30 protein-coding genes are annotated in these 18,831 nt (G+C 36.6%); 28 read left to right on the forward strand and 2 right to left on the reverse strand.

The window, feature by feature from the left end; genetic code table 11:
• Both ABJI11_RS14595 and ABJI11_RS14600 read right to left on the reverse strand, forming a co-directional pair.
• Nucleotides 1-905: SusD/RagB family nutrient-binding outer membrane lipoprotein (locus ABJI11_RS14595; protein ID WP_348353757.1), on the reverse strand; the 905-nt coding region annotated here is incomplete at its 3' end.
• A gap of 13 nt (nt 906-918) precedes the next feature.
• Nucleotides 919-4,098 carry a SusC/RagA family TonB-linked outer membrane protein gene (locus tag ABJI11_RS14600; protein WP_348353760.1) on the reverse strand — a complete coding sequence of 1,060 codons (3,180 nt, stop codon included), beginning with the start codon at nt 4,096-4,098 and terminating at the stop codon, nt 919-921.
• 398 nt (nt 4,099-4,496) lie between these two features.
• Between ABJI11_RS14600 and rpsL the strand changes: the two genes are divergently transcribed.
• The 28 genes from rpsL to rpsM form a co-directional block, all read left to right on the forward strand.
• Nucleotides 4,497-4,871 (forward strand): 30S ribosomal protein S12, encoded by a 375-nt coding sequence (rpsL, locus tag ABJI11_RS14605; RefSeq protein WP_036152127.1) that lies wholly within the window; start codon nt 4,497-4,499, stop codon nt 4,869-4,871.
• Nucleotides 4,872-4,894: 23 nt separating this feature from the next.
• On the forward strand, nt 4,895-5,371 hold the full coding sequence (gene rpsG / locus ABJI11_RS14610) for a 30S ribosomal protein S7 (protein ID WP_116770427.1): 477 nt from the start codon (nt 4,895-4,897) through the stop codon (nt 5,369-5,371).
• A gap of 6 nt (nt 5,372-5,377) precedes the next feature.
• Nucleotides 5,378-7,510 carry an elongation factor G gene (fusA, locus tag ABJI11_RS14615; RefSeq protein WP_348353763.1) on the forward strand — a complete coding sequence of 711 codons (2,133 nt, stop codon included), beginning with the start codon at nt 5,378-5,380 and terminating at the stop codon, nt 7,508-7,510.
• Between the two features lie 9 nt (nt 7,511-7,519).
• On the forward strand, nt 7,520-7,825 hold the full coding sequence (rpsJ, locus tag ABJI11_RS14620) for a 30S ribosomal protein S10 (RefSeq protein ID WP_007094989.1): 306 nt from the start codon (nt 7,520-7,522) through the stop codon (nt 7,823-7,825).
• Between the two features lie 143 nt (nt 7,826-7,968).
• Nucleotides 7,969-8,586 carry a 50S ribosomal protein L3 gene (rplC, locus tag ABJI11_RS14625; RefSeq protein WP_036152131.1) on the forward strand — a complete coding sequence of 206 codons (618 nt, stop codon included), beginning with the start codon at nt 7,969-7,971 and terminating at the stop codon, nt 8,584-8,586.
• 4 nt (nt 8,587-8,590) lie between these two features.
• A complete protein-coding gene (rplD, locus tag ABJI11_RS14630) occupies nt 8,591-9,223 on the forward strand; it encodes a 50S ribosomal protein L4 (protein WP_276492071.1) in 633 nt (210 codons plus the stop codon).
• A gap of 4 nt (nt 9,224-9,227) precedes the next feature.
• Nucleotides 9,228-9,518 carry a 50S ribosomal protein L23 gene (rplW, locus tag ABJI11_RS14635; protein ID WP_348353766.1) on the forward strand — a complete coding sequence of 97 codons (291 nt, stop codon included), beginning with the start codon at nt 9,228-9,230 and terminating at the stop codon, nt 9,516-9,518.
• Nucleotides 9,519-9,527: 9 nt separating this feature from the next.
• The gene (rplB, locus tag ABJI11_RS14640; protein WP_348353769.1) at nt 9,528-10,352 is read left to right on the forward strand and encodes a 50S ribosomal protein L2; all 825 of its coding nucleotides are present in this window, start codon (nt 9,528-9,530) and stop codon (nt 10,350-10,352) included.
• A gap of 13 nt (nt 10,353-10,365) precedes the next feature.
• Nucleotides 10,366-10,644 (forward strand): 30S ribosomal protein S19, encoded by a 279-nt coding sequence (rpsS, locus tag ABJI11_RS14645; RefSeq protein WP_027064825.1) that lies wholly within the window; start codon nt 10,366-10,368, stop codon nt 10,642-10,644.
• Nucleotides 10,645-10,647: 3 nt separating this feature from the next.
• Nucleotides 10,648-11,055, forward strand: a complete 408-nt coding sequence (rplV, locus tag ABJI11_RS14650; RefSeq protein ID WP_073242600.1) for a 50S ribosomal protein L22 — start codon at nt 10,648-10,650, stop codon at nt 11,053-11,055.
• Between the two features lies 1 nt (nt 11,056).
• The gene (gene rpsC / locus ABJI11_RS14655; protein WP_027064823.1) at nt 11,057-11,773 is read left to right on the forward strand and encodes a 30S ribosomal protein S3; all 717 of its coding nucleotides are present in this window, start codon (nt 11,057-11,059) and stop codon (nt 11,771-11,773) included.
• A 20-nt stretch (nt 11,774-11,793) separates the two neighbouring features.
• Complete coding sequence (gene rplP, locus ABJI11_RS14660) at nt 11,794-12,222, forward strand: 50S ribosomal protein L16 (protein ID WP_036152144.1); 429 nt, start codon at nt 11,794-11,796, stop codon at nt 12,220-12,222.
• A 12-nt stretch (nt 12,223-12,234) separates the two neighbouring features.
• A complete protein-coding gene (gene rpmC, locus ABJI11_RS14665) occupies nt 12,235-12,426 on the forward strand; it encodes a 50S ribosomal protein L29 (protein ID WP_036152146.1) in 192 nt (63 codons plus the stop codon).
• Nucleotides 12,427-12,438: 12 nt separating this feature from the next.
• Entirely contained in the window at nt 12,439-12,696 is a 258-nt protein-coding gene (gene rpsQ, locus ABJI11_RS14670) for a 30S ribosomal protein S17 (RefSeq protein WP_027064820.1), read from the forward strand.
• A 3-nt stretch (nt 12,697-12,699) separates the two neighbouring features.
• Entirely contained in the window at nt 12,700-13,068 is a 369-nt protein-coding gene (rplN, locus tag ABJI11_RS14675) for a 50S ribosomal protein L14 (RefSeq protein ID WP_027064819.1), read from the forward strand.
• A 13-nt stretch (nt 13,069-13,081) separates the two neighbouring features.
• Nucleotides 13,082-13,396, forward strand: coding sequence for a 50S ribosomal protein L24 (gene rplX / locus ABJI11_RS14680; protein WP_276492073.1), 315 nt, complete (start codon nt 13,082-13,084; stop codon nt 13,394-13,396).
• Nucleotides 13,397-13,398: 2 nt separating this feature from the next.
• Nucleotides 13,399-13,950: a 50S ribosomal protein L5 gene (gene rplE, locus ABJI11_RS14685; RefSeq protein WP_036152150.1), complete on the forward strand. Its 552-nt coding sequence runs from the start codon at nt 13,399-13,401 to the stop codon at nt 13,948-13,950.
• A 1-nt stretch (nt 13,951) separates the two neighbouring features.
• Nucleotides 13,952-14,221, forward strand: coding sequence for a 30S ribosomal protein S14 (gene rpsN / locus ABJI11_RS14690; protein ID WP_036152152.1), 270 nt, complete (start codon nt 13,952-13,954; stop codon nt 14,219-14,221).
• Between the two features lie 66 nt (nt 14,222-14,287).
• Entirely contained in the window at nt 14,288-14,686 is a 399-nt protein-coding gene (gene rpsH, locus ABJI11_RS14695) for a 30S ribosomal protein S8 (protein ID WP_076547392.1), read from the forward strand.
• 19 nt (nt 14,687-14,705) lie between these two features.
• Nucleotides 14,706-15,248: a 50S ribosomal protein L6 gene (rplF, locus tag ABJI11_RS14700; protein ID WP_276492074.1), complete on the forward strand. Its 543-nt coding sequence runs from the start codon at nt 14,706-14,708 to the stop codon at nt 15,246-15,248.
• Between the two features lie 11 nt (nt 15,249-15,259).
• Complete coding sequence (gene rplR, locus ABJI11_RS14705) at nt 15,260-15,616, forward strand: 50S ribosomal protein L18 (protein ID WP_348353776.1); 357 nt, start codon at nt 15,260-15,262, stop codon at nt 15,614-15,616.
• Between the two features lie 9 nt (nt 15,617-15,625).
• Nucleotides 15,626-16,150: a 30S ribosomal protein S5 gene (rpsE, locus tag ABJI11_RS14710; RefSeq protein ID WP_058103817.1), complete on the forward strand. Its 525-nt coding sequence runs from the start codon at nt 15,626-15,628 to the stop codon at nt 16,148-16,150.
• 10 nt (nt 16,151-16,160) lie between these two features.
• Nucleotides 16,161-16,340: a 50S ribosomal protein L30 gene (gene rpmD, locus ABJI11_RS14715; RefSeq protein WP_036152161.1), complete on the forward strand. Its 180-nt coding sequence runs from the start codon at nt 16,161-16,163 to the stop codon at nt 16,338-16,340.
• Between the two features lie 12 nt (nt 16,341-16,352).
• Nucleotides 16,353-16,805, forward strand: coding sequence for a 50S ribosomal protein L15 (gene rplO / locus ABJI11_RS14720; protein WP_348353780.1), 453 nt, complete (start codon nt 16,353-16,355; stop codon nt 16,803-16,805).
• Between the two features lie 14 nt (nt 16,806-16,819).
• The gene (gene secY, locus ABJI11_RS14725) at nt 16,820-18,163 is read left to right on the forward strand and encodes a preprotein translocase subunit SecY (RefSeq protein WP_036152165.1); all 1,344 of its coding nucleotides are present in this window, start codon (nt 16,820-16,822) and stop codon (nt 18,161-18,163) included.
• A gap of 3 nt (nt 18,164-18,166) precedes the next feature.
• Nucleotides 18,167-18,382: a translation initiation factor IF-1 gene (gene infA / locus ABJI11_RS14730; protein ID WP_013305172.1), complete on the forward strand. Its 216-nt coding sequence runs from the start codon at nt 18,167-18,169 to the stop codon at nt 18,380-18,382.
• Nucleotides 18,383-18,390: 8 nt separating this feature from the next.
• Nucleotides 18,391-18,507 carry a type B 50S ribosomal protein L36 gene (gene ykgO, locus ABJI11_RS14735; RefSeq protein ID WP_013305171.1) on the forward strand — a complete coding sequence of 39 codons (117 nt, stop codon included), beginning with the start codon at nt 18,391-18,393 and terminating at the stop codon, nt 18,505-18,507.
• A gap of 2 nt (nt 18,508-18,509) precedes the next feature.
• Nucleotides 18,510-18,831 (forward strand): 30S ribosomal protein S13 (rpsM, locus tag ABJI11_RS14740; protein WP_348353784.1); only part of this gene is annotated, 322 nt, incomplete at its 3' end.

The raw sequence follows: 18,831 nt of genomic DNA on the forward strand, positions 1-18,831 counted from the left end.
TCATGCGTATCATATTCAATTAAGAATGTTGATTCGTTATCCCCGTCGTAAATATCTTTTCGTGGGTCATTTAGGTCAACCATAATGGCATCCATTGTTGGGCTAAAACCGATATCACCTCGATCTCTGTTAAATTGATACCATGGAGAGGCTGTTGCCGCACCAGTTCCAAAAGCGAAATTAAAATCATCAGCACTAGAGTCAAAAGAATTTTCAATAGAAGTAAGGGCGGCGGAATAATTGGTTGTACTTAATAGTCCTTCGTGTAAATAGGCTTTTGCCTCTATTGCATGAGCTGCTTTTATCCATGCAGATGTATCTCCAAAGTAAATTAAATCTCCAGAAAGAGCTAAGCCGCCATCAGTTGCGGCAAGATTATTTCTTCCGCTGGCTAATAAGGAATGTATTTCTGTATAAATAGAGGTTTGTGAATCATAAGCAGGCTGTAAATTTTCTATGCCTGTAAAAGCTTCACTGTAAGGTATGTCATTCCAATAGTCTGTCATTACCATAAGTGAAAAAGCTTTTAAAATTTGACCCGCACCTACATAATGGTTATGTCCGGCAGCGGAGGACTGCTCAATCATAATGTCAGAATTTTGTAGAACATCAACGTAGAAGTTAGACCAGTCTGTACTCCTGTCAGATGCAACTGTAGTGTAACTGTTGAAACCAGCCCATTGACGATCAAGACCTTCTATTTGTTGAACCCACATACAGGATACTCTGGAGAAGTTAGCGTTATAATTGTATGCAAGTGCTAGTTGTATAGTTGGTAATATAGCTGCCGATGAAACCTCTGTTGGGTCATTTGGGTTTTCGTTTGTTTCTTCTAGAAAAGGCTCACATGATATTGCGAAACCTAGTACTGATAAAAATAATCCTTTATATATAATGTTTTTCATGATTACTTTATTTTTAGAATGTTAAATTGATACCTAGACCGTATGATTTGGTGCCTGGGTTGTTAAAATAGTCTACTCCCTGTGCGTTACTGCCGGCGCCGGTTAAACTTGTTTCTGGGTCAACACCGGTGTAAGGGGTTTCTAACCATAGATTGTTTCCTGTAAATGTTAAACTAACATTGTCAAAGAAATCACTATTTATGGCGCTTGTTAGGTCATAAGATAAGTTTAGGGTTCTTAAGCGTAACCAAGATGTACTTTGTACAAAAGCTTCATCTACACTGCCAAAACCGCTTAGGCCACTACTTTCGTAGTAGTATTGATCTAATGTGGCAACAATATCATTAGGTGAGCCATCAGATTGTTTAACACCTTCTATAACTAAAGTTTCTCCACGGTTTTCTGTAATTTTTGAACGTCCAAAAAAGCTAAGTGCCCAGTCTGTTCCGTTCCACATTTCTCCACCTTGTTTCCATTCCAGTAAGAAGTTTAGCGTTAAATTTTTATAGGTAAATGTGTTGTTGAATCCTAAAGTAAAATCTGGAGTAGGGTCTCCTATTACTTTTAGTTCTGGGTCAGCAATTTGTAACCCGTAATTAGAGGAAGTAGGATCATCATCAATTATTATATTGCCATTATCATCTGTTAAAAATGATCCACCATAAATTTGACCGAAACGCTCTCCTGGTATATTGTATGAAACAAAGCCGCCTAGAAATTGGCTTTCAACACCATCTGCTAATGAATTTACCATTGTCTCACTTTTATCAAAGTTGATGCCTAAATTGTATTTGAAATCTTCACCATCTATTATTTTTGCATTTAAAGTGACTTCAAAACCAGTTGTCTCCAGTTCGCCAGAATTTAAGAAACTTGAGTCATAACCTGTTGACTTGGCAATGGGCACAGCTAAGATTTGGTCTTTTGCTAGTCTATGGTAATACGCTGCATCTATTGAAAGTCTATTTTTGAATAATCTTAAATCTAAACCTATTTCTTCAGAAGTTACTGTGGATGGTTTTAAAGAATTATTTCCTAAATCATCATTAATTTGGAAACCAGCAGTTCCATTAAAAGGAAAATTAATACCTGTTGACCAACCGTCCCCAATAGCTGCAGTTTCATATGCCGTGGATGTAGCATATGCTGATGGTGCGCCAGCTCCTACTTGCGCCCATGAAGCCCTTAATTTACCAAAAGAGATGAAATCATTGGTACCGGTTAATTCACTAAATACAAAACCTAAACTGGCAGAAGGATAAAATAAGGCAATATTGTCAAGAGAAAAATTGTTAGGATCTTCTAGGGTTGATAAATAATCTTGCCTTCCGGTAATAGTTAGATAGAGCATTCTTTTAAAGCCAAAATCTAACTGACCATAAAATCCGACATTCTTTTTTCTAGATACATCATAATCACTTTGTACCGTAGCGGCATTGGTAATGCTATTAAAACCTTTTATTCCTAAATCAGAACCTTCAACATAAGTTACTTTTTGTTCCTCAGAATAAATGTTGACACCTAAAAGATATCCAAAGTTAAAATCTTCTGAGATATCTGTATTACCATTTAAATTAAAATAGTTATCAGTGTGGCGATAAGCATAATTATCTAGAATAAGTGCTCCTGCGGTATTGGTTCTTGAGCCAATATCAAAAAACTGTACTCTATCATCTGCATAAGTATCTATGCCTACATTAGCAGCAAAATTTAACCAGTTGGCAATAGTGTAATTAATACCTACGCTACCTACAAATCTATTTACTTCGTCGGTATATGGGGCGTTGTTTATAACCCAATATGGGTTGTCATAACCGCCACCACCACGATAGTTTCTTTGAGAGCCATCCTCAAATTCATAGGCAGCTATTTCATCTTGTGCATTTGCAAACCCGTTGCTGTTGTCGAAAGATATAGGTGTTCTTAATAAGCCTAACATTAAACCAGAAGTGTTGCTTCCTTGTTGTATTCTGTAAGAGCTAGAATTAGTATACGTGCCAGACATATTTATGGAGAACTTATCATTTATCTTAGCGGATCCTGAAAAATTCAAAGTATTTCTGTCGAAATCATTTTTTGGAACGATACCTTCTTCAGATGTTTTTCCATAAGCTAAACGAAATGTTGTTTTTTCTCCACCACCAGATATGGAGAATGAGTTTTCAGTTGTTACTCCTGTTTGGAAAACTTCAAATACATTATAGGGTGTAAATTGTACTAGGTTTTCTGTCGTATTTCCTACAACAATTCTTCCGTTATTGTCATAAGCATAATCAGAACCATCCCAAAATAGATCAGCTTTGTCCGGGCCCCAACTTCCCGAAGTTCCTGTTTCTGGACCTGCCCATATACCTCCACTTCCTTGAACATAGGTGTTCTGAAGTTCAGGGAATTTATTTGCTTTACTAAATGTAAGATTAGATCTTACATTTACTTTTAATTTTCCAGGAGCACCTTTTTTAGTTGTAATTACGATAACTCCGTTACCGCCATCAACACCATAAAGGGCAGCAGCTGCCCCGCCTTTTAAAACGTTTATAGTCTCAATGTCAGCAGGGTTGATGTCCATGCCTCTGTTGGATCCTGCTACACCGGCATTTCTACTTTCTGAATTGTTTTGTGAATTATTCATTCTCACACCATCAACAATCATTAAGGCTTGGTTGTCTCCTGATAATGAAGTTTGTCCTCTAATTACTATTCTTGTACCTGCACCAGCGGATCCAGATGCACTTGTAATTTTAACTCCTGCTGCCTGCCCTGCTAATGCTGACAATGCATCATTAGCATTAGAATTGCTAATGGTTTCTGAACTTACGGCCTGTACAGAGTAGCCAACTGCTCTAGTTTCCTTTTTTACTCCTAGAGCTGTAACGACCACTTCGTCTAATGTCTCAGTACTTTCTTCCATTTGAATACTTATGGATGAACTTACTCCAATAACTTTGCTAGTGGTTTTTTGCCCGAGGTAGGTGAAGAGTAAAACTTGGCCGGTTGCACCACTTATAGTGTAGTTTCCATCAAAATCGGTTTGTGTTCCATTAGTTGTTCCTTGTACAACTATGTTTACACCAGGTAATGGTAATCCATATTGATCTGATACTGTGCCGGTTATTTCTTTTTGTTGAGCAAAAGAAACATGCGCGATTAGAGCCAGTATTAGTGCAAACAATCGATTTAGTTTTGTTTTCATATTTAAATTATTAAAGTTAGTTAGTGGTAAAATTCTTAATAATTTGTTAAGGACTTCCTAATATTTTAATATAATTTTAAGAAAACGCAAAGAATTATGATAACGAAGATTTCGCAAGTAATTAATTTATATATGAGTAATTCAGTAGTTTAATTTTTAAGAAAATGGTAATAATTAAAATATTATGATAAATGATTGAATTTAATTTAAAGAGTATACGCTAAAGATTTTGTAATTCTTACATCGCTGCTAATTGAGATGTAACAACTGATAATTGTGGTTAGAAGTGGGCTATTTGAAAAAAAATAAAAATAAATGCGTAAGGGTTTGAATTATAATGAAATATTACTACATTTGCCGACCCTTAAAGTAGGGGTAATTTTTATATATTATATAGTATGCCAACAATATCACAATTAGTACGAATAGGAAGAGAGACGATTACTAAGAAGAGTAAATCGGCTGCTTTGGATTCGTGTCCTCAAAGAAGGGGTGTTTGTACACGTGTTTATACTACCACGCCTAAGAAGCCAAACTCAGCTATGAGAAAAGTAGCAAGGGTGAGGTTAACGAACGGTAAGGAAGTGAATGCTTACATTCCAGGAGAGGGTCACAATCTTCAAGAGCACTCGATAGTATTAGTAAGAGGCGGAAGAGTTAAAGATTTACCAGGGGTTAGGTATCATATTGTACGTGGTGCATTGGACACAGCAGGTGTGGCCGGTAGAACGCAACGTAGATCTAAGTATGGTGCAAAACGCCCTAAGAAGTAATTAAACTTGTTTAAAAAGAAGTAATGAGAAAAAGACAGGCAAAGAAAAGACCACTTTTACCAGATCCAAGATTTAATGATCAGTTGGTGACACGTTTCGTCAATATGATGATGTGGGATGGTAAAAAATCAGTTGCTTTTGGTGTTTTTTACGATGCAATTGATATCGTAGATGCTAAGAAGACTGATGATGAGAAGACAGCTTTAGAGCTTTGGAAAGATGCATTAAGTAATGTAATGCCTCACGTTGAAGTAAGGAGTAGAAGAGTTGGTGGTGCAACATTTCAGATTCCAATGCAAATTAGACCAGACCGTAAGATATCAACAGCTATGAAGTGGTTGATTAGTTATGCTAGAAAGCGTAATGAAAAAGGTATGGCTCAGAAATTGGCTGGTGAAATTTTGGCTGCGGCAAAAGAAGAAGGTGCTGCGGTTAAGAAAAGAGTTGATACGCACAAGATGGCTGAAGCAAATAAAGCATTTTCGCACTTTAGATTCTAAGTAGACATGGCAAGAGATTTAAAATATACAAGAAATATAGGTATTGCTGCGCATATTGATGCTGGTAAGACTACGACTACAGAGCGTATACTTTTTTATACGGGTGTTAGTCATAAAATAGGTGAGGTTCATGATGGTGCTGCTACGATGGACTGGATGGAGCAAGAGCAAGAAAGAGGTATTACTATTACTTCTGCTGCTACTACATGTACATGGAAGTTTCCTTTGGAGAATGCGCAAGAATTGCCTGATACAAAGGATTATCACTTTAATATAATAGATACTCCTGGTCACGTTGATTTTACCGTAGAGGTGAATCGTTCTTTACGTGTATTGGATGGTTTGGTCTTTTTGTTTAGTGCTGTTGATGGTGTTGAGCCTCAATCAGAGACTAACTGGAGATTGGCTGACAACTATAAGGTTCCGAGAATAGGTTTCGTCAACAAAATGGATCGTCAGGGTTCTAATTTCCTTATGGTTTGTAAGCAAGTTAAGGAGATGTTAGGTTCAAATGCTGTGCCAATTGTACTTCCTATCGGTGATGAAGCTGATTTTAGAGGTATCGTTGATTTGGCGAAGAACAGGGCAATTGTTTGGCATGATGAAGGATTCGGTTCTACATTTGATGTAATTGATATTCCTGAAGAAATGAAAGCTGAAGTTAAGGAGTATAGAGCTGCCTTGATTGAAGCTGTTGCTGAGTATGATGAAGAGTTGATGGAGAAATTCTTCGAAGATGAAGATTCTATCACTGAAGAAGAGGTGCATGCTGCTTTAAGAGCTGCTGTTATGGATCGTGCAATCATTCCTATGATTTGTGGTTCTTCATTTAAAAATAAAGGTGTTCAGTTTTTATTGGATGCTGTTTGTAGATATTTGCCTTCTCCAGTAGATAAGGATGATATTGAAGGTACTAACCCTGATACAGGTGCTGTTGAAAAACGTAAGCCAAATGTAAAAGAGCCTTTTTCGGCTTTAGCGTTTAAGATTGCTACTGATCCTTTCGTAGGTAGATTGGCATTCTTTAGAACATATTCTGGTCGTTTAGATGCTGGTTCTTATATATTGAACAATCGTTCAGGTAAAAAAGAGCGTATCTCTCGTATTTATCAAATGCACTCTAATAAACAAAACGCAATCGATTATATCGAAGCAGGAGATATTGGTGCGGCTGTAGGTTTTAAGGATATCAAGACTGGTGATACTATGTCTGATGAAAAGCACCCAATTGTTTTGGAAAGTATGGACTTCCCGGAACCAGTAATTGGTATTGCTGTAGAGCCTAAGACAAAAGCTGATGTTGATAAATTAGGTATGGCTTTAGGTAAATTAGCTGAAGAGGATCCTACATTTACGGTAAGAACTGATGAGGCTTCAGGTCAAACTATTATATCTGGTATGGGTGAGCTTCACCTAGATATTATTGTTGATCGTCTAAAGAGGGAATTTAAGGTAGAGGTAAGTCAAGGTGAACCTCAGGTTGAATATAAAGAAGCTTTAACTAAAACTGCTGGTCATAGAGAGACTTATAAAAAGCAATCTGGTGGTCGTGGTAAGTTTGGTGATATTGTATTTGAAATGGGTCCTGCCGATGAGGATTTCGAAGGAGAAGGGTTACAATTTGTCGATGAGATAAAAGGTGGTCGTATACCTAAAGAATTTATACCATCTGTGGAAAAAGGATTTAAGGTAGCAATGCAAAATGGTCCTTTAGCTGGTTATGAAATGGATAGAATGAAAGTGGTTCTTAAGGATGGTTCTTTCCACCCTGTGGATTCAGATGCTCTTTCTTTCGAATTAGCTGCTAAAATGGGTTATAAAGCTGCTGGTAAAGCTGCTGGTGCCGTTATTATGGAGCCAATCATGAAATTAGAAGTTATTACTCCTGAAGAAAACATGGGTGATATCGTTGGAGATTTAAATAGACGTAGAGGTACTATCGGTGATATGAGTGATAGAGCTGGAGCAAAAGTTGTTAAAGGTACAGTTCCATTATCTGAAATGTTCGGATATGTTACTTCTCTTAGAACATTATCTTCAGGTCGTGCTACTTCAACCATGGAATTTTCACACTATGCAGAAACTCCTTCTAATATTTCAGAAGAAGTAATCAAAGCAGCAAAAGGTATAACAGCATAAATTTAGGACATGAGTCAGAAAATTAGAATAAAACTAAAATCTTACGATCACAATTTGGTGGATAAGTCTGCTGAGAAAATCGTAAAAACGGTAAAGACTACCGGTGCTGTTGTAACAGGGCCAATACCTTTACCAACACATAAAAAAATATTTACAGTTTTGCGTTCACCGCACGTAAATAAAAAGTCTAGAGAGCAGTTCCAATTAAGTTCTTACAAGAGGTTATTGGATATCTATAGCTCTTCATCTAAAACTATTGATGCACTTATGAAGTTAGAGCTTCCAAGTGGTGTTGAAGTAGAGATTAAGGTGTAATTTCTTTCTAATCCTTCATAGGGTTAGATAACATGTCCTGAGCTGCGTGCGAGGGAAAAACGGAAAAATAATTTAGGGTTAAATTATTTTGACCCTATTTTTTTGAAATAGAATTTAATAAGTAATAATTAATATAAATAAGTATGTCTGGGTTAATAGGAAAGAAAGTAGGCATGACCAGTATTTTTGACGAGAATGGAAAAAACATTCCATGTACCGTTATACAGGCTGGACCATGTGTAGTTACCCAAGTCAGAACCGAAGAGGTCGACGGGTATAGTGCCCTTCAACTTGGTTTCGATGACAAGGCAGAAAGTCGTGCTATTAAGGCTGAATTAGGCCATTTTAAAAAAGCAGGTGCTTCTCCTAAGAAAAAAGTCGTTGAATTCCGAGATTTTGAAGGTGAATTTAAATTAGGTGACACTGTAGGTGTTGATGTATTTGCTGAAGGGCAATTCGTTGATGTTATTGGTACATCTAAAGGTAAAGGTTTTCAAGGTGTTGTAAAACGTCATGGATTCGGTGGAGTTGGTCAAGCAACTCATGGTCAGCATAACAGACTTAGAGCTCCAGGTTCTATTGGTGCTGCATCATATCCTGCAAGAGTATTTAAGGGTATGAAAATGGCCGGTAGAATGGGTACTGATCGTGTAACGGTTCAGAACCTTAGAGTTTTAAAAGTAGTTCCAGAAAAGAATCTTTTAGTAGTAAAAGGTTGTGTTCCGGGCCATAAGAATGCTTATGTAACCATACAAAGGTAGAGTAATGAAGATAGCAGTTTTAGATATTAAAGGAAAAGACACAGGTAGAAAGGCAAACCTTTCTGATGATGTTTTCGCTATTGAGCCTAATGATCATGCAGTTTACCTAGATGTAAAGCAGTATTTGGCTCACCAGAGACAGGGTACTCACAAAGCTAAGGAAAGAGCTGAGATCGCTGGTAGTACAAGAAAAATTAAGAAACAAAAAGGTACAGGTACTGCGAGAGCAGGTAGTATTAAATCACCGGTTTTTAGAGGTGGTGGTAGAATATTTGGCCCTAGACCAAGAGATTATAGTCAAAAGTTAAATAAAAACTTAAAGCGTTTGGCAAGAAAATCTGCATTGACCTTGAAGTCTAAAGAGAATGCGATTTTAGTTGTAGAAGACTTTGATTTTGACACTCCAAAAACTAAAGATTTTATTCAAGTTTTAAAGACTTTAGGTCTAGAGAATAAAAAGTCTTTAATAGTGTTGGGTGATTCAAATAAAGGTGTATATTTGTCTTCGCGTAATTTTAAAGGCTCAGAAGTTATAACTAACTCAGAATTAAGTACTTACAAAATTCTACATGCTAATAGTGTGGTGTTGTTGGAAAGCTCTTTAGAAGGAATTGAATCGAATTTAAATAAACAATAATATCATGAGTGTGTTGATAAAACCAATTATAACGGAAAAAATGACTGCTGATAGCGAGTTGAGCAACCGTTATGGATTCGTAGTTGACCCTAAGGCTAATAAGTTGCAGATTAAAGATGCGGTTGAAGCTACTTATGGTGTTTCTGTGAAGAAGGTTCGTACAATGAATTACGGTCCTTCAAGAAAATCCAGATATACAAAAACTGGTGTACAGCATGGAAAAACAAATGCTATTAAGAAAGCAATTGTTGATGTTGTGGAAGGTGATATTATCGATTTTTACAGTAATCTATAAAGACAAGAAATGTCAGTTAGAAAATTAAAACCAATCACTCCAGGACAGCGTTTTAGAGTAGTAAATGGATTTGACGCCATTACTGCTGATAAGCCGGAGAAAAGCTTGCTTGCTCCGTTAAAAAAGTCGGGAGGTAGAAACAGTCAAGGAAAAATGACCATGCGCCAGAAAGGTGGGGGTCATAAAAGAAGGTATCGTGTAATAGATTTTAAGAGAGATAAGCAAGATGTGCTTGCCGCTGTTAAAACTATTGAGTACGATCCAAATAGAACTGCATTCATTGCTCTTTTGGAATATGCAGATGGTGAGAAGCGTTATGTAGTCGCTCAGAATGGTTTACAAGTAGGTCAGCAGGTTTCTGCGGGCGCAACTGTTGCTCCTGAGATCGGTAATGCATTACCATTAAGTGAAATTCCATTAGGAACTATAATTTCGTGTATTGAGTTAAGACCTGGTCAGGGAGCTATAATGGCTCGTAGCGCAGGAACTTTTGCTCAACTTATGGCGAAAGATGGTAAGTTTGTTACTGTTAAAATGCCATCTGGTGAAACTAGGTTAATTCTTTCAGGTTGTATGGCAACTATTGGTGCTATATCTAACTCGGATCATCAATTATTAGTATCAGGTAAAGCTGGTAGAAGTAGATGGTTGGGTAGAAGACCAAGAACTAGACCAGTAGCTATGAACCCTGTCGATCACCCAATGGGTGGTGGTGAAGGTAGAGCTTCAGGTGGTCATCCAAGATCGAGAAACGGAATACCTGCTAAAGGATTCAGAACTCGTTCTAAGACCAAGAGCACCAACAAATATATAATCGAACGTAGAAAGAAATAAAAACTAGAAAGAAATGGCACGTTCACTAAAAAAAGGACCTTACGTTCACTATAGCTTGGAGAAAAAAATCCAACAAAGTGTATCATCCGGTAAGAAAGCGGTAATCAAAACTTGGTCTAGAGCATCTATGATCACTCCTGATTTTGTTGGGATGACAATAGCTGTACATAACGGAAAACAATTTGTACCTGTTTTTGTAACAGAAAACATGGTAGGACATAAACTTGGGGAATTTTCACCAACTAGATCTTTTAGAGGTCATGCTGGTGCGAAAAACAAAGGAAAAAAGTAAGCTATGGGAGTTCGTAAAAAACAGATGGCCGAAAGAATAAAGGCTGAGAAGAAGATGGTAGCTTTCGCTAAGTTGAATAACTGTCCTACTTCACCTAGAAAAATGCGTTTAGTTGCAGATTTAATTCGTGGTGTAAAGGTGGAGCAAGCTTTAGCTATATTAAGGTTCAATCCTAAGGAGGCTTCTAGAAAGTTAGAGAAGTTATTGCTTTCAGCTTTAGCTAATTGGCAAGCAAAAAATGAAGAGGCAAGTTTAGAAGATGCTGATTTAATTGTAGCTGAAATTAGAGTTGATAGTGGTGCAATGTTGAAAAGATTGCGTCCTGCTCCACAAGGTAGAGCACATAGAATTAGAAAACGTTCAAACCATGTTACATTGGTTTTGGGTTCAAAAAACATAACAGAAAACTAGAATGGGACAGAAAACAAATCCAATAGGAAATCGTCTAGGAATCATAAGAGGTTGGGAATCTAACTGGTATGGTGGAAACGATTATGGTGATAAATTGGCTGAGGATGATAAAATACGTAAGTATATTCATGCCAGACTTTCTAAAGCTAGTGTTTCAAGAGTTATAATTGAACGTACTCTTAAATTAATCACTGTTACTGTTACAACTGCAAGACCTGGTATTATTATCGGTAAAGGTGGTCAGGAAGTTGATAAATTGAAAGAGGAGTTGAAAAAGATCACCAATAAGGAGGTTCAGATCAACATTTTTGAAATAAAAAGACCTGAGCTTGATGCTAATTTAGTAGCAGCAAGTGTAGCTCGTCAAATTGAAAGTAGAATTTCTTTTAGAAGAGCGATAAAAATGGCAATCGCTGCAGCAATGCGTATGAATGCCGAAGGAATAAAGATTCAGATCTCAGGAAGATTGAATGGAGCTGAAATGGCACGTTCAGAATCTTATAAAGATGGTAGAATTCCATTATCGACCTTTAGAGCAGATATTGATTATGCTTTACAGGAAGCTCAAACTACATATGGTAAACTTGGTATTAAAGTTTGGATTATGAAAGGTGAGGTATATGGTAAGAGAGATTTATCTCCATTAGTAGGAATGCAAAAGGATTCTTCTAAAGGTGGTAAGCAAGAAGGTGGAAGAAAACAACGTCGTAGAAAGTAATTTTTTAAAGAACTAAAGTAATGTTACAACCGAAAAGAACGAAGTTCCGTAAGATGCAGAAAGGCCGTATGAAAGGTCTTGCTGGAAGAGGACACCAACTTTCAAATGGTATGTTCGGTATAAAGAATGTTGATGATGCTGCATTTTTGACTTCACGCCAAATAGAAGCTGCTCGTATTGCTGCTACTAGATTTATGAAGAGAGAAGGTCAATTGTGGATTAAAATATTTCCAGATAAGCCGATTACCAAAAAACCATTAGAAGTGCGTATGGGTAAAGGTAAGGGTGCTCCAGAATATTTTGTAGCCGTGGTTAAACCAGGTAGAATCATGTTCGAAGTGGCCGGAGTTCCTATGGAAGTAGCAAAAGAAGCTTTAAGATTAGCGGCTCAGAAACTTCCTGTAAAAACAAAATTCATTGTAGCTCGTGATTACGAGGCTGGAAATTAAACGTAAGTAATAATGAAAAAACAAGAGATTAAAGAAATGTCTGTGGAAGGACTTACGGAGAAATTGGCCGAGTACAAGAAGCAGCATGCAGATTTGAAAATGGCACATTTTGTAACTCCGTTAGAGAATCCGCTTCAGATTAGAAAAGTAAGGAGAACGGTAGCAAGATTAGCTACTGAATTAACTAATAGGGAGAACCAATAACTGGTGGGCTTTATGGAGAAAAGAAATTTAAGAAAAGAAAGAGTAGGAGTTGTCACTAGTAATAAAATGGAGAAATCTATTGTTATTGCGGAAGTGAAGAGAGTAAAACATCCTATGTACGGTAAATTCGTTTTGAAGACAAAGAAATATGTTGCACATGACGAAAAGAACGATTGTAACATTGGTGATACTGTAAAGATCATGGAAACTAGACCTATGAGTAAAACCAAATGTTGGAGATTAGTAGAAATCTTAGAAAGAGCTAAATAAGTTATGTTACAGCAAGAATCTAGACTAAAAGTAGCGGATAACACAGGAGCAAAGGAAGTTTTAACTATCCGTGTTCTTGGTGGTACCAAAAGAAGATATGCTTCAATAGGTGACAAAATTGTTGTTACTGTTAAAGAGGCAACTCCAAATGGAGGTATCAAGAAAGGTGCGGTTTCAACTGCTGTTGTAGTTCGTACAAAGAAAGAGGTTAGGAGACCTGATGGGTCTTATATCAGATTTGATGATAACGCTTGTGTGTTATTGAATCCTGCCGGAGAAATGAGAGGAACTCGTGTTTTTGGACCTGTAGCAAGAGAGCTTAGGGATAAGCAGTTCATGAAGATTGTATCATTGGCCCCAGAGGTATTATAATATAACGGACAAGATGAAAAAGTTAAAAATCAAAACAGGAGATACAGTAAGAATTACTGCTGGTGACCATAAAGGTACCGAAGGTAAAGTATTACGTGTTAATCTTGAGAAAAATAAAGCCATCGTTGAAGGTGCCAATATGGTATCTAAACATGAGAAGCCTAGTGCTAAAAACCCTCAAGGTGGTATTGTAAAAAAAGAAGCTTTAATCCATATTTCTAACTTAGCGTTGATCGACAGTAAAACTGGCGATGTAACAAGAGTAGGTTACGAAATCAAGGATGGTAAAAAAGTTAGGGTTTCCAAAAAATCCAATGAAGTAATTTAGTTATGGCATACGTTGCAAGATTAAAGAAAGAGTATAAGGAGCGAATAGTAGCTGCCCTTACCGAAGAGTTTGGTTACAGTAATGTAATGCAGGTTCCTAAGTTAGAGAAGATAGTAATGAGTAGAGGTGTAGGAGCTGCTGTTGCTGACAAGAAACTTATTGACCATGCAATAGATGAGATGACTATGATAACGGGTCAAAAAGCCGTTGCTACAATGTCTAAAAAGGATGTTGCTGCCTTTAAATTAAGAAAAGGTATGCCAATTGGTGCAAAAGTTACCTTAAGAGGTGAACGTATGTATGAATTTTTAGATCGTTTGGTTACTTCTGCATTACCACGTGTAAGAGATTTTCAAGGAATCAAAGCTACTGGTTTTGATGGTCGTGGAAACTATAACCTTGGTGTAACGGAACAAATTATATTTCCTGAAGTTAATATTGATAAAATCAATAGAATTAACGGTATGGATATTACATTTGTAACATCTGCGGATACAGATAAAGAAGCGAAATCATTATTAACAGAATTAGGTTTACCTTTTAAAAAGAATTAGTATGGCTAAGGAATCAATGAAAGCCCGTGAGAGAAAAAGGGAGAAAACTGTAGCAGTTTATGCTGAGAAACGCAAAGCTTTAAAAGAAGCTGGTGATTATGAAGCGTTGCAGAGATTACCTAAAAATGCCTCTCCGGTACGTTTGCATAACAGATGTAAATTAACTGGAAGACCTAAAGGTTACATGAGAACTTTTGGTATTTCAAGGGTAAAATTCAGAGAGATGGCTAACGCTGGGTTAATACCAGGTGTTAAGAAGGCTAGCTGGTAAGTAAAGAATTATTAATGGATTCAGGTTTAGCTTAAGTGCTGAAAACCGTTTCCGAATTATATACATATGGTAACAGATACTATTGCAGATTACCTAACGAGAGTTAGAAACGCGAGTAGAGCGGGACATAGGGTTGTTGAAATCCCTGCGTCGAATCTAAAGAAAGAGATAACTAAAATATTATTCGATCAAGGATATATTTTAAGCTACAAGTTCGAAGAGAGCAAAGTTCAAGGGTCTATTAAAATAGCCTTGAAGTATGATAAGCTTACAAAAGAACCTGTTATCAAGAAAATACAGCGTATTAGTAAGCCTGGTTTAAGAAAATATGCAGGTAGCGAAGATTTACCTCGTGTATTGAATGGTTTGGGTATTGCTATTGTTTCTACATCACATGGTGTTATGACTAGCAAGCAGGCTAAGGCAGAGAAAGTTGGTGGTGAAGTTTTATGCTACGTTTATTAATTGATAAAAGATTTAGAAAATGTCTAGAATAGGTAATAATCCAGTCGCAATTCCTGAAGGGGTTACAGTTGAAATCAACGACAATATCATTTCTGTTAAAGGAAAGTTAGGTGAGTTGACTCAAGAGTTCTCAGGAGTATCGGTTAAAGTAGAAGACGGACAGGCTTTCGTAACAAGGCCATCTGATTCTAAGGATCATAAAGCAAAGCACGGTTTATATAGATCACTTATCACCAACATGGTAGAGGGTGTTTCTAAAGGATGGACCAAAGAATTAGAATTAGTAGGTGTAGGTTATAGAGCAAGTAATCAAGGTCAAAAACTTGATTTAGCTTTAGGTTTTTCTCATAACATAGTTTTTAATCTTGCTCCAGAAGTAAAGGTTGAAACTATTTCAGAAAAAGGAAAAAACCCTATAGTAAAACTTACTTCTCATGACAAGCAATTAGTTGGTCATATAGCAGCAAAGATTAGATCTTTCCGTAGTCCGGAGCCGTACAAAGGGAAAGGAATTAAGTTTGTAGGTGAAATATTAAGAAGAAAAGCTGGTAAGTCAGCTTAATAAAGGATATTATGGGATTATCAAAAACACAAAGAAAATTAAGAATCCGACGTAGAATACGTAAGGTTTCTTCTGGAACTGCAACTAAACCAAGATTGTCTGTATTTAGAAGTAACAGCGAAATTTACGCTCAAGTTATAGACGACGTAAAAGGAGTCACTTTAGTATCTGCTTCTTCAAGAGATAAGGATATAGCAAAAGTAAAAGGAAATAAAACCGAGATTGCTGCTTTGGTTGGTAAAACAATCGCTGAGAAATCTGTGAAAGCTGGCTTAGATAAAGTTGCTTTTGACAGAGGAGGTAATTTGTATCATGGAAGAGTGAAATCTTTGGCTGATGGTGCAAGAGAAGCAGGATTAAAATTCTAATATACTAGTATGTTCCAAAAATATAAAAACGTAGAGACTGTTAAACCAGGTGGTTTAGATTTAAAAGATAAATTAGTTGGTATTCAACGTGTAACTAAGGTAACAAAAGGTGGTAGAGCATTTGGTTTTTCTGCAATTGTTGTTGTAGGTGATGAGAATGGTGTTGTAGGTCACGGTTTAGGTAAATCAAAAGAGGTTGCTACTGCAATTGCAAAAGCAATTGAAGATGGTAAGAAAAACTTAGTTCGTATTCCTTTAAACAAAGGAACTTTACCTCACGAGCAAAAAGGTAAGTTTGGTGGTGCAAGAGTTTATATTCAGCCTGCATCTCATGGTACTGGTGTTATTGCTGGTGGTGCTGTTAGATCAGTATTAGAATCTGTAGGTGTACATGATGTATTGTCTAAGTCTCAGGGTTCATCGAATCCACATAACGTTGTAAAAGCTACTTTTGATGCTTTATTGCAACTTAGAGATGCAAAAACTATTGCTACACAAAGAGGTGTTTCTTTAGAAAAAGTATTTAAAGGTTAAGAGGAAAATTATGGCAAAGATTAAAGTTACACAGTTAAAAAGTGGAATTAAGAAACCTCAAAATCAAAAAAGAACTTTAGAGGCTCTTGGTTTAAAAAGAATTGGTCAGGTTGTTGAACATGATGATACACCCAACATTCTTGGTATGATAAATAAAGTTAAACATTTAGTTTCCACTGAGGAGGCTTAAATTTAGAATAAAATGGGTTTACATAATTTACAGCCTGCAGAAGGTTCAGTGAATAGAGACGGAAAACGCCTTGGAAGAGGTCAGGGTTCTGGAAAAGGAGGAACAGCTGCAAGAGGTCATAAAGGAGCAAAATCAAGATCTGGTTATTCTAAGAAAATTGGTTTTGAAGGTGGTCAAATGCCTTTGCAACGTCGTGTACCTAAGTTTGGTTTTACGAACATTAATCGTAAGAGCTACCAAGGTATAAATTTAGAGAAATTGCAAGAGCTTGTTGATAACAAAGTTGTGACCAATGAAGTTTCTTTGGATCTTTTGATCGAGAATGGTTTAGTTGGTAAAAACGATTTAGTGAAAATTTTAGGAAATGGAGAATTAAAATCTTCCCTTAAAATTTCAGTACATAAATTTACAGCATCTGCCAAAGCAGCTATCGAGGCAGCAGGTGGTGAAGCAATAAGTTTGTAAGCATAAACGAGAGCATGAAGAATTTTATTGATACAATATCCAATATTTGGAAGATAGAAGAGCTAAGAAATAGAATTCTTATAACATTAGGTCTTTTATTGGTTTACCGTTTTGGTTGTCAAATAGTACTTCCAGGTATAGATTCAACACAATTAGGTGGTTTAACGGATAGTACTGACCAAGGTATTTTTGGTCTTTTAAATGCATTTACAGGAGGAGCGTTCGCTAATGCTTCTGTTTTTGCGTTAGGTATCATGCCTTATATATCTGCATCTATTGTAGTTCAGTTGATGGGTATTGCAATTCCTTATCTTCAAAAATTACAGAAAGAGGGAGAAAGTGGTCGTAAGACTATCAATCAAATTACCAGATGGTTGACTATCGGTATTTGTATTGTTCAAGCTCCTGCATATTTGTATGGTTTAGAAGCTTTCGGTGTAAGAGATAGTGCTTTCTTATTAGGGAAAGGACTGGATTTTATGGTTCCGGCTGTTATAATTTTGGTTACAGGTACTGTGTTTGCAATGTGGTTAGGTGAGAAAATTACTGATAAAGGTATTGGTAACGGTATCTCTCTTTTGATTATGATTGGTATAATCGCTACAATGCCACAATCATTTGTTCAAGAATTTATATCAAGAACTACTAATAATAATGGTGGGCTTATGTTCATCTTAATTGAAGTTATTGTTTGGTTCTTAGTTATTTTGGCTTGTATACTATTAGTAATGGCTACAAGACAGATTCCGGTACAATATGCAAGAAGAACAGCTTCTGGTGGATATGAAAAAAACATCATGGGCTCAAGACAGTATATTCCGTTAAAGTTAAATGCGTCTGGGGTAATGCCAATTATCTTTGCTCAGGCAATTATGTTTGTGCCAGGTATGATAGGTGGAGCTTTTGATGATACATCATTTGGGCAATGGATGCAAGTTCAGTTCAGTGATATCTTCGGTTGGGCATATAACTTATTGTTCGCAATATTGATTATAATCTTTACATATTTCTACACTGCAATTACGGTTCCTACCAATAAGATGGCAGATGACCTTAAAAGAAGCGGTGGTTTTATCCCTGGAATACGTCCAGGAAAAGAAACTGGAGATTATTTAGATAAGATTATGTCATTAATAACGTTACCTGGATCTATTTTCTTAGCTTTGCTGGCTATTTTACCGGCGATAGTGGTAAAGTTGATGGATGTTCAAGCTGGATGGGCGTTATTTTATGGTGGTACTTCCCTTTTAATTATGGTGGGTGTTGCTATAGATACGGTTCAACAGGTTAATTCGTATTTGTTGAATAGACATTATGACGGCTTAATGAAAACTGGTAAAAATAGAAAAGTAGCATAATTTATGGCTAAGCAGGCAGCAATAGAACAAGATGGATCTATCATTGAAGCATTATCAAATGCAATGTTTCGTGTAGAGTTGGAGAATGGACATGTGGTAACAGCGCATATATCAGGTAAGATGCGTATGCACTATATTAAACTATTACCTGGAGATAAGGTTAAATTGGAGATGAGTCCTTATGACCTTACTAAAGCAAGAATTACATATAGATACTAAGATACAAGATGAAAGTAAGAGCATCAGTTAAAAAGAGAAGTGCCGACTGCAAGATTGTTCGCAGAAAAGGCAGGTTGTACGTAATCAACAAAAAGAATCCTAGATTTAAACAAAGACAAGGGTAATTATGGCAAGAATCGCAGGTATAGATATACCAAAACAAAAGAGAGGCGTTATCGCCTTAACCTATATTTTCGGAATTGGAAGAAGTAGGTCACAAGAAATATTGAGTAAAGCCCAAGTTAGCGAAGATACTAAGGTTTCTGATTGGAATGATGATGAAATAGGTCGTATCAGGGAAGCTGTATCTGAATTCACCATTGAAGGTGAATTACGTTCAGAGACTCAGTTAAACATTAAGCGTTTAATGGATATTGGCTGTTATAGAGGTATTCGTCACAGGTCTGGTTTACCTTTAAGAGGTCAACGTACCAAGAACAACTCTAGAA

Origin of the sequence: Maribacter sp., assembly GCF_039968975.1 — a bacterium.
GTDB lineage: Bacteria > Bacteroidota > Bacteroidia > Flavobacteriales > Flavobacteriaceae > Maribacter.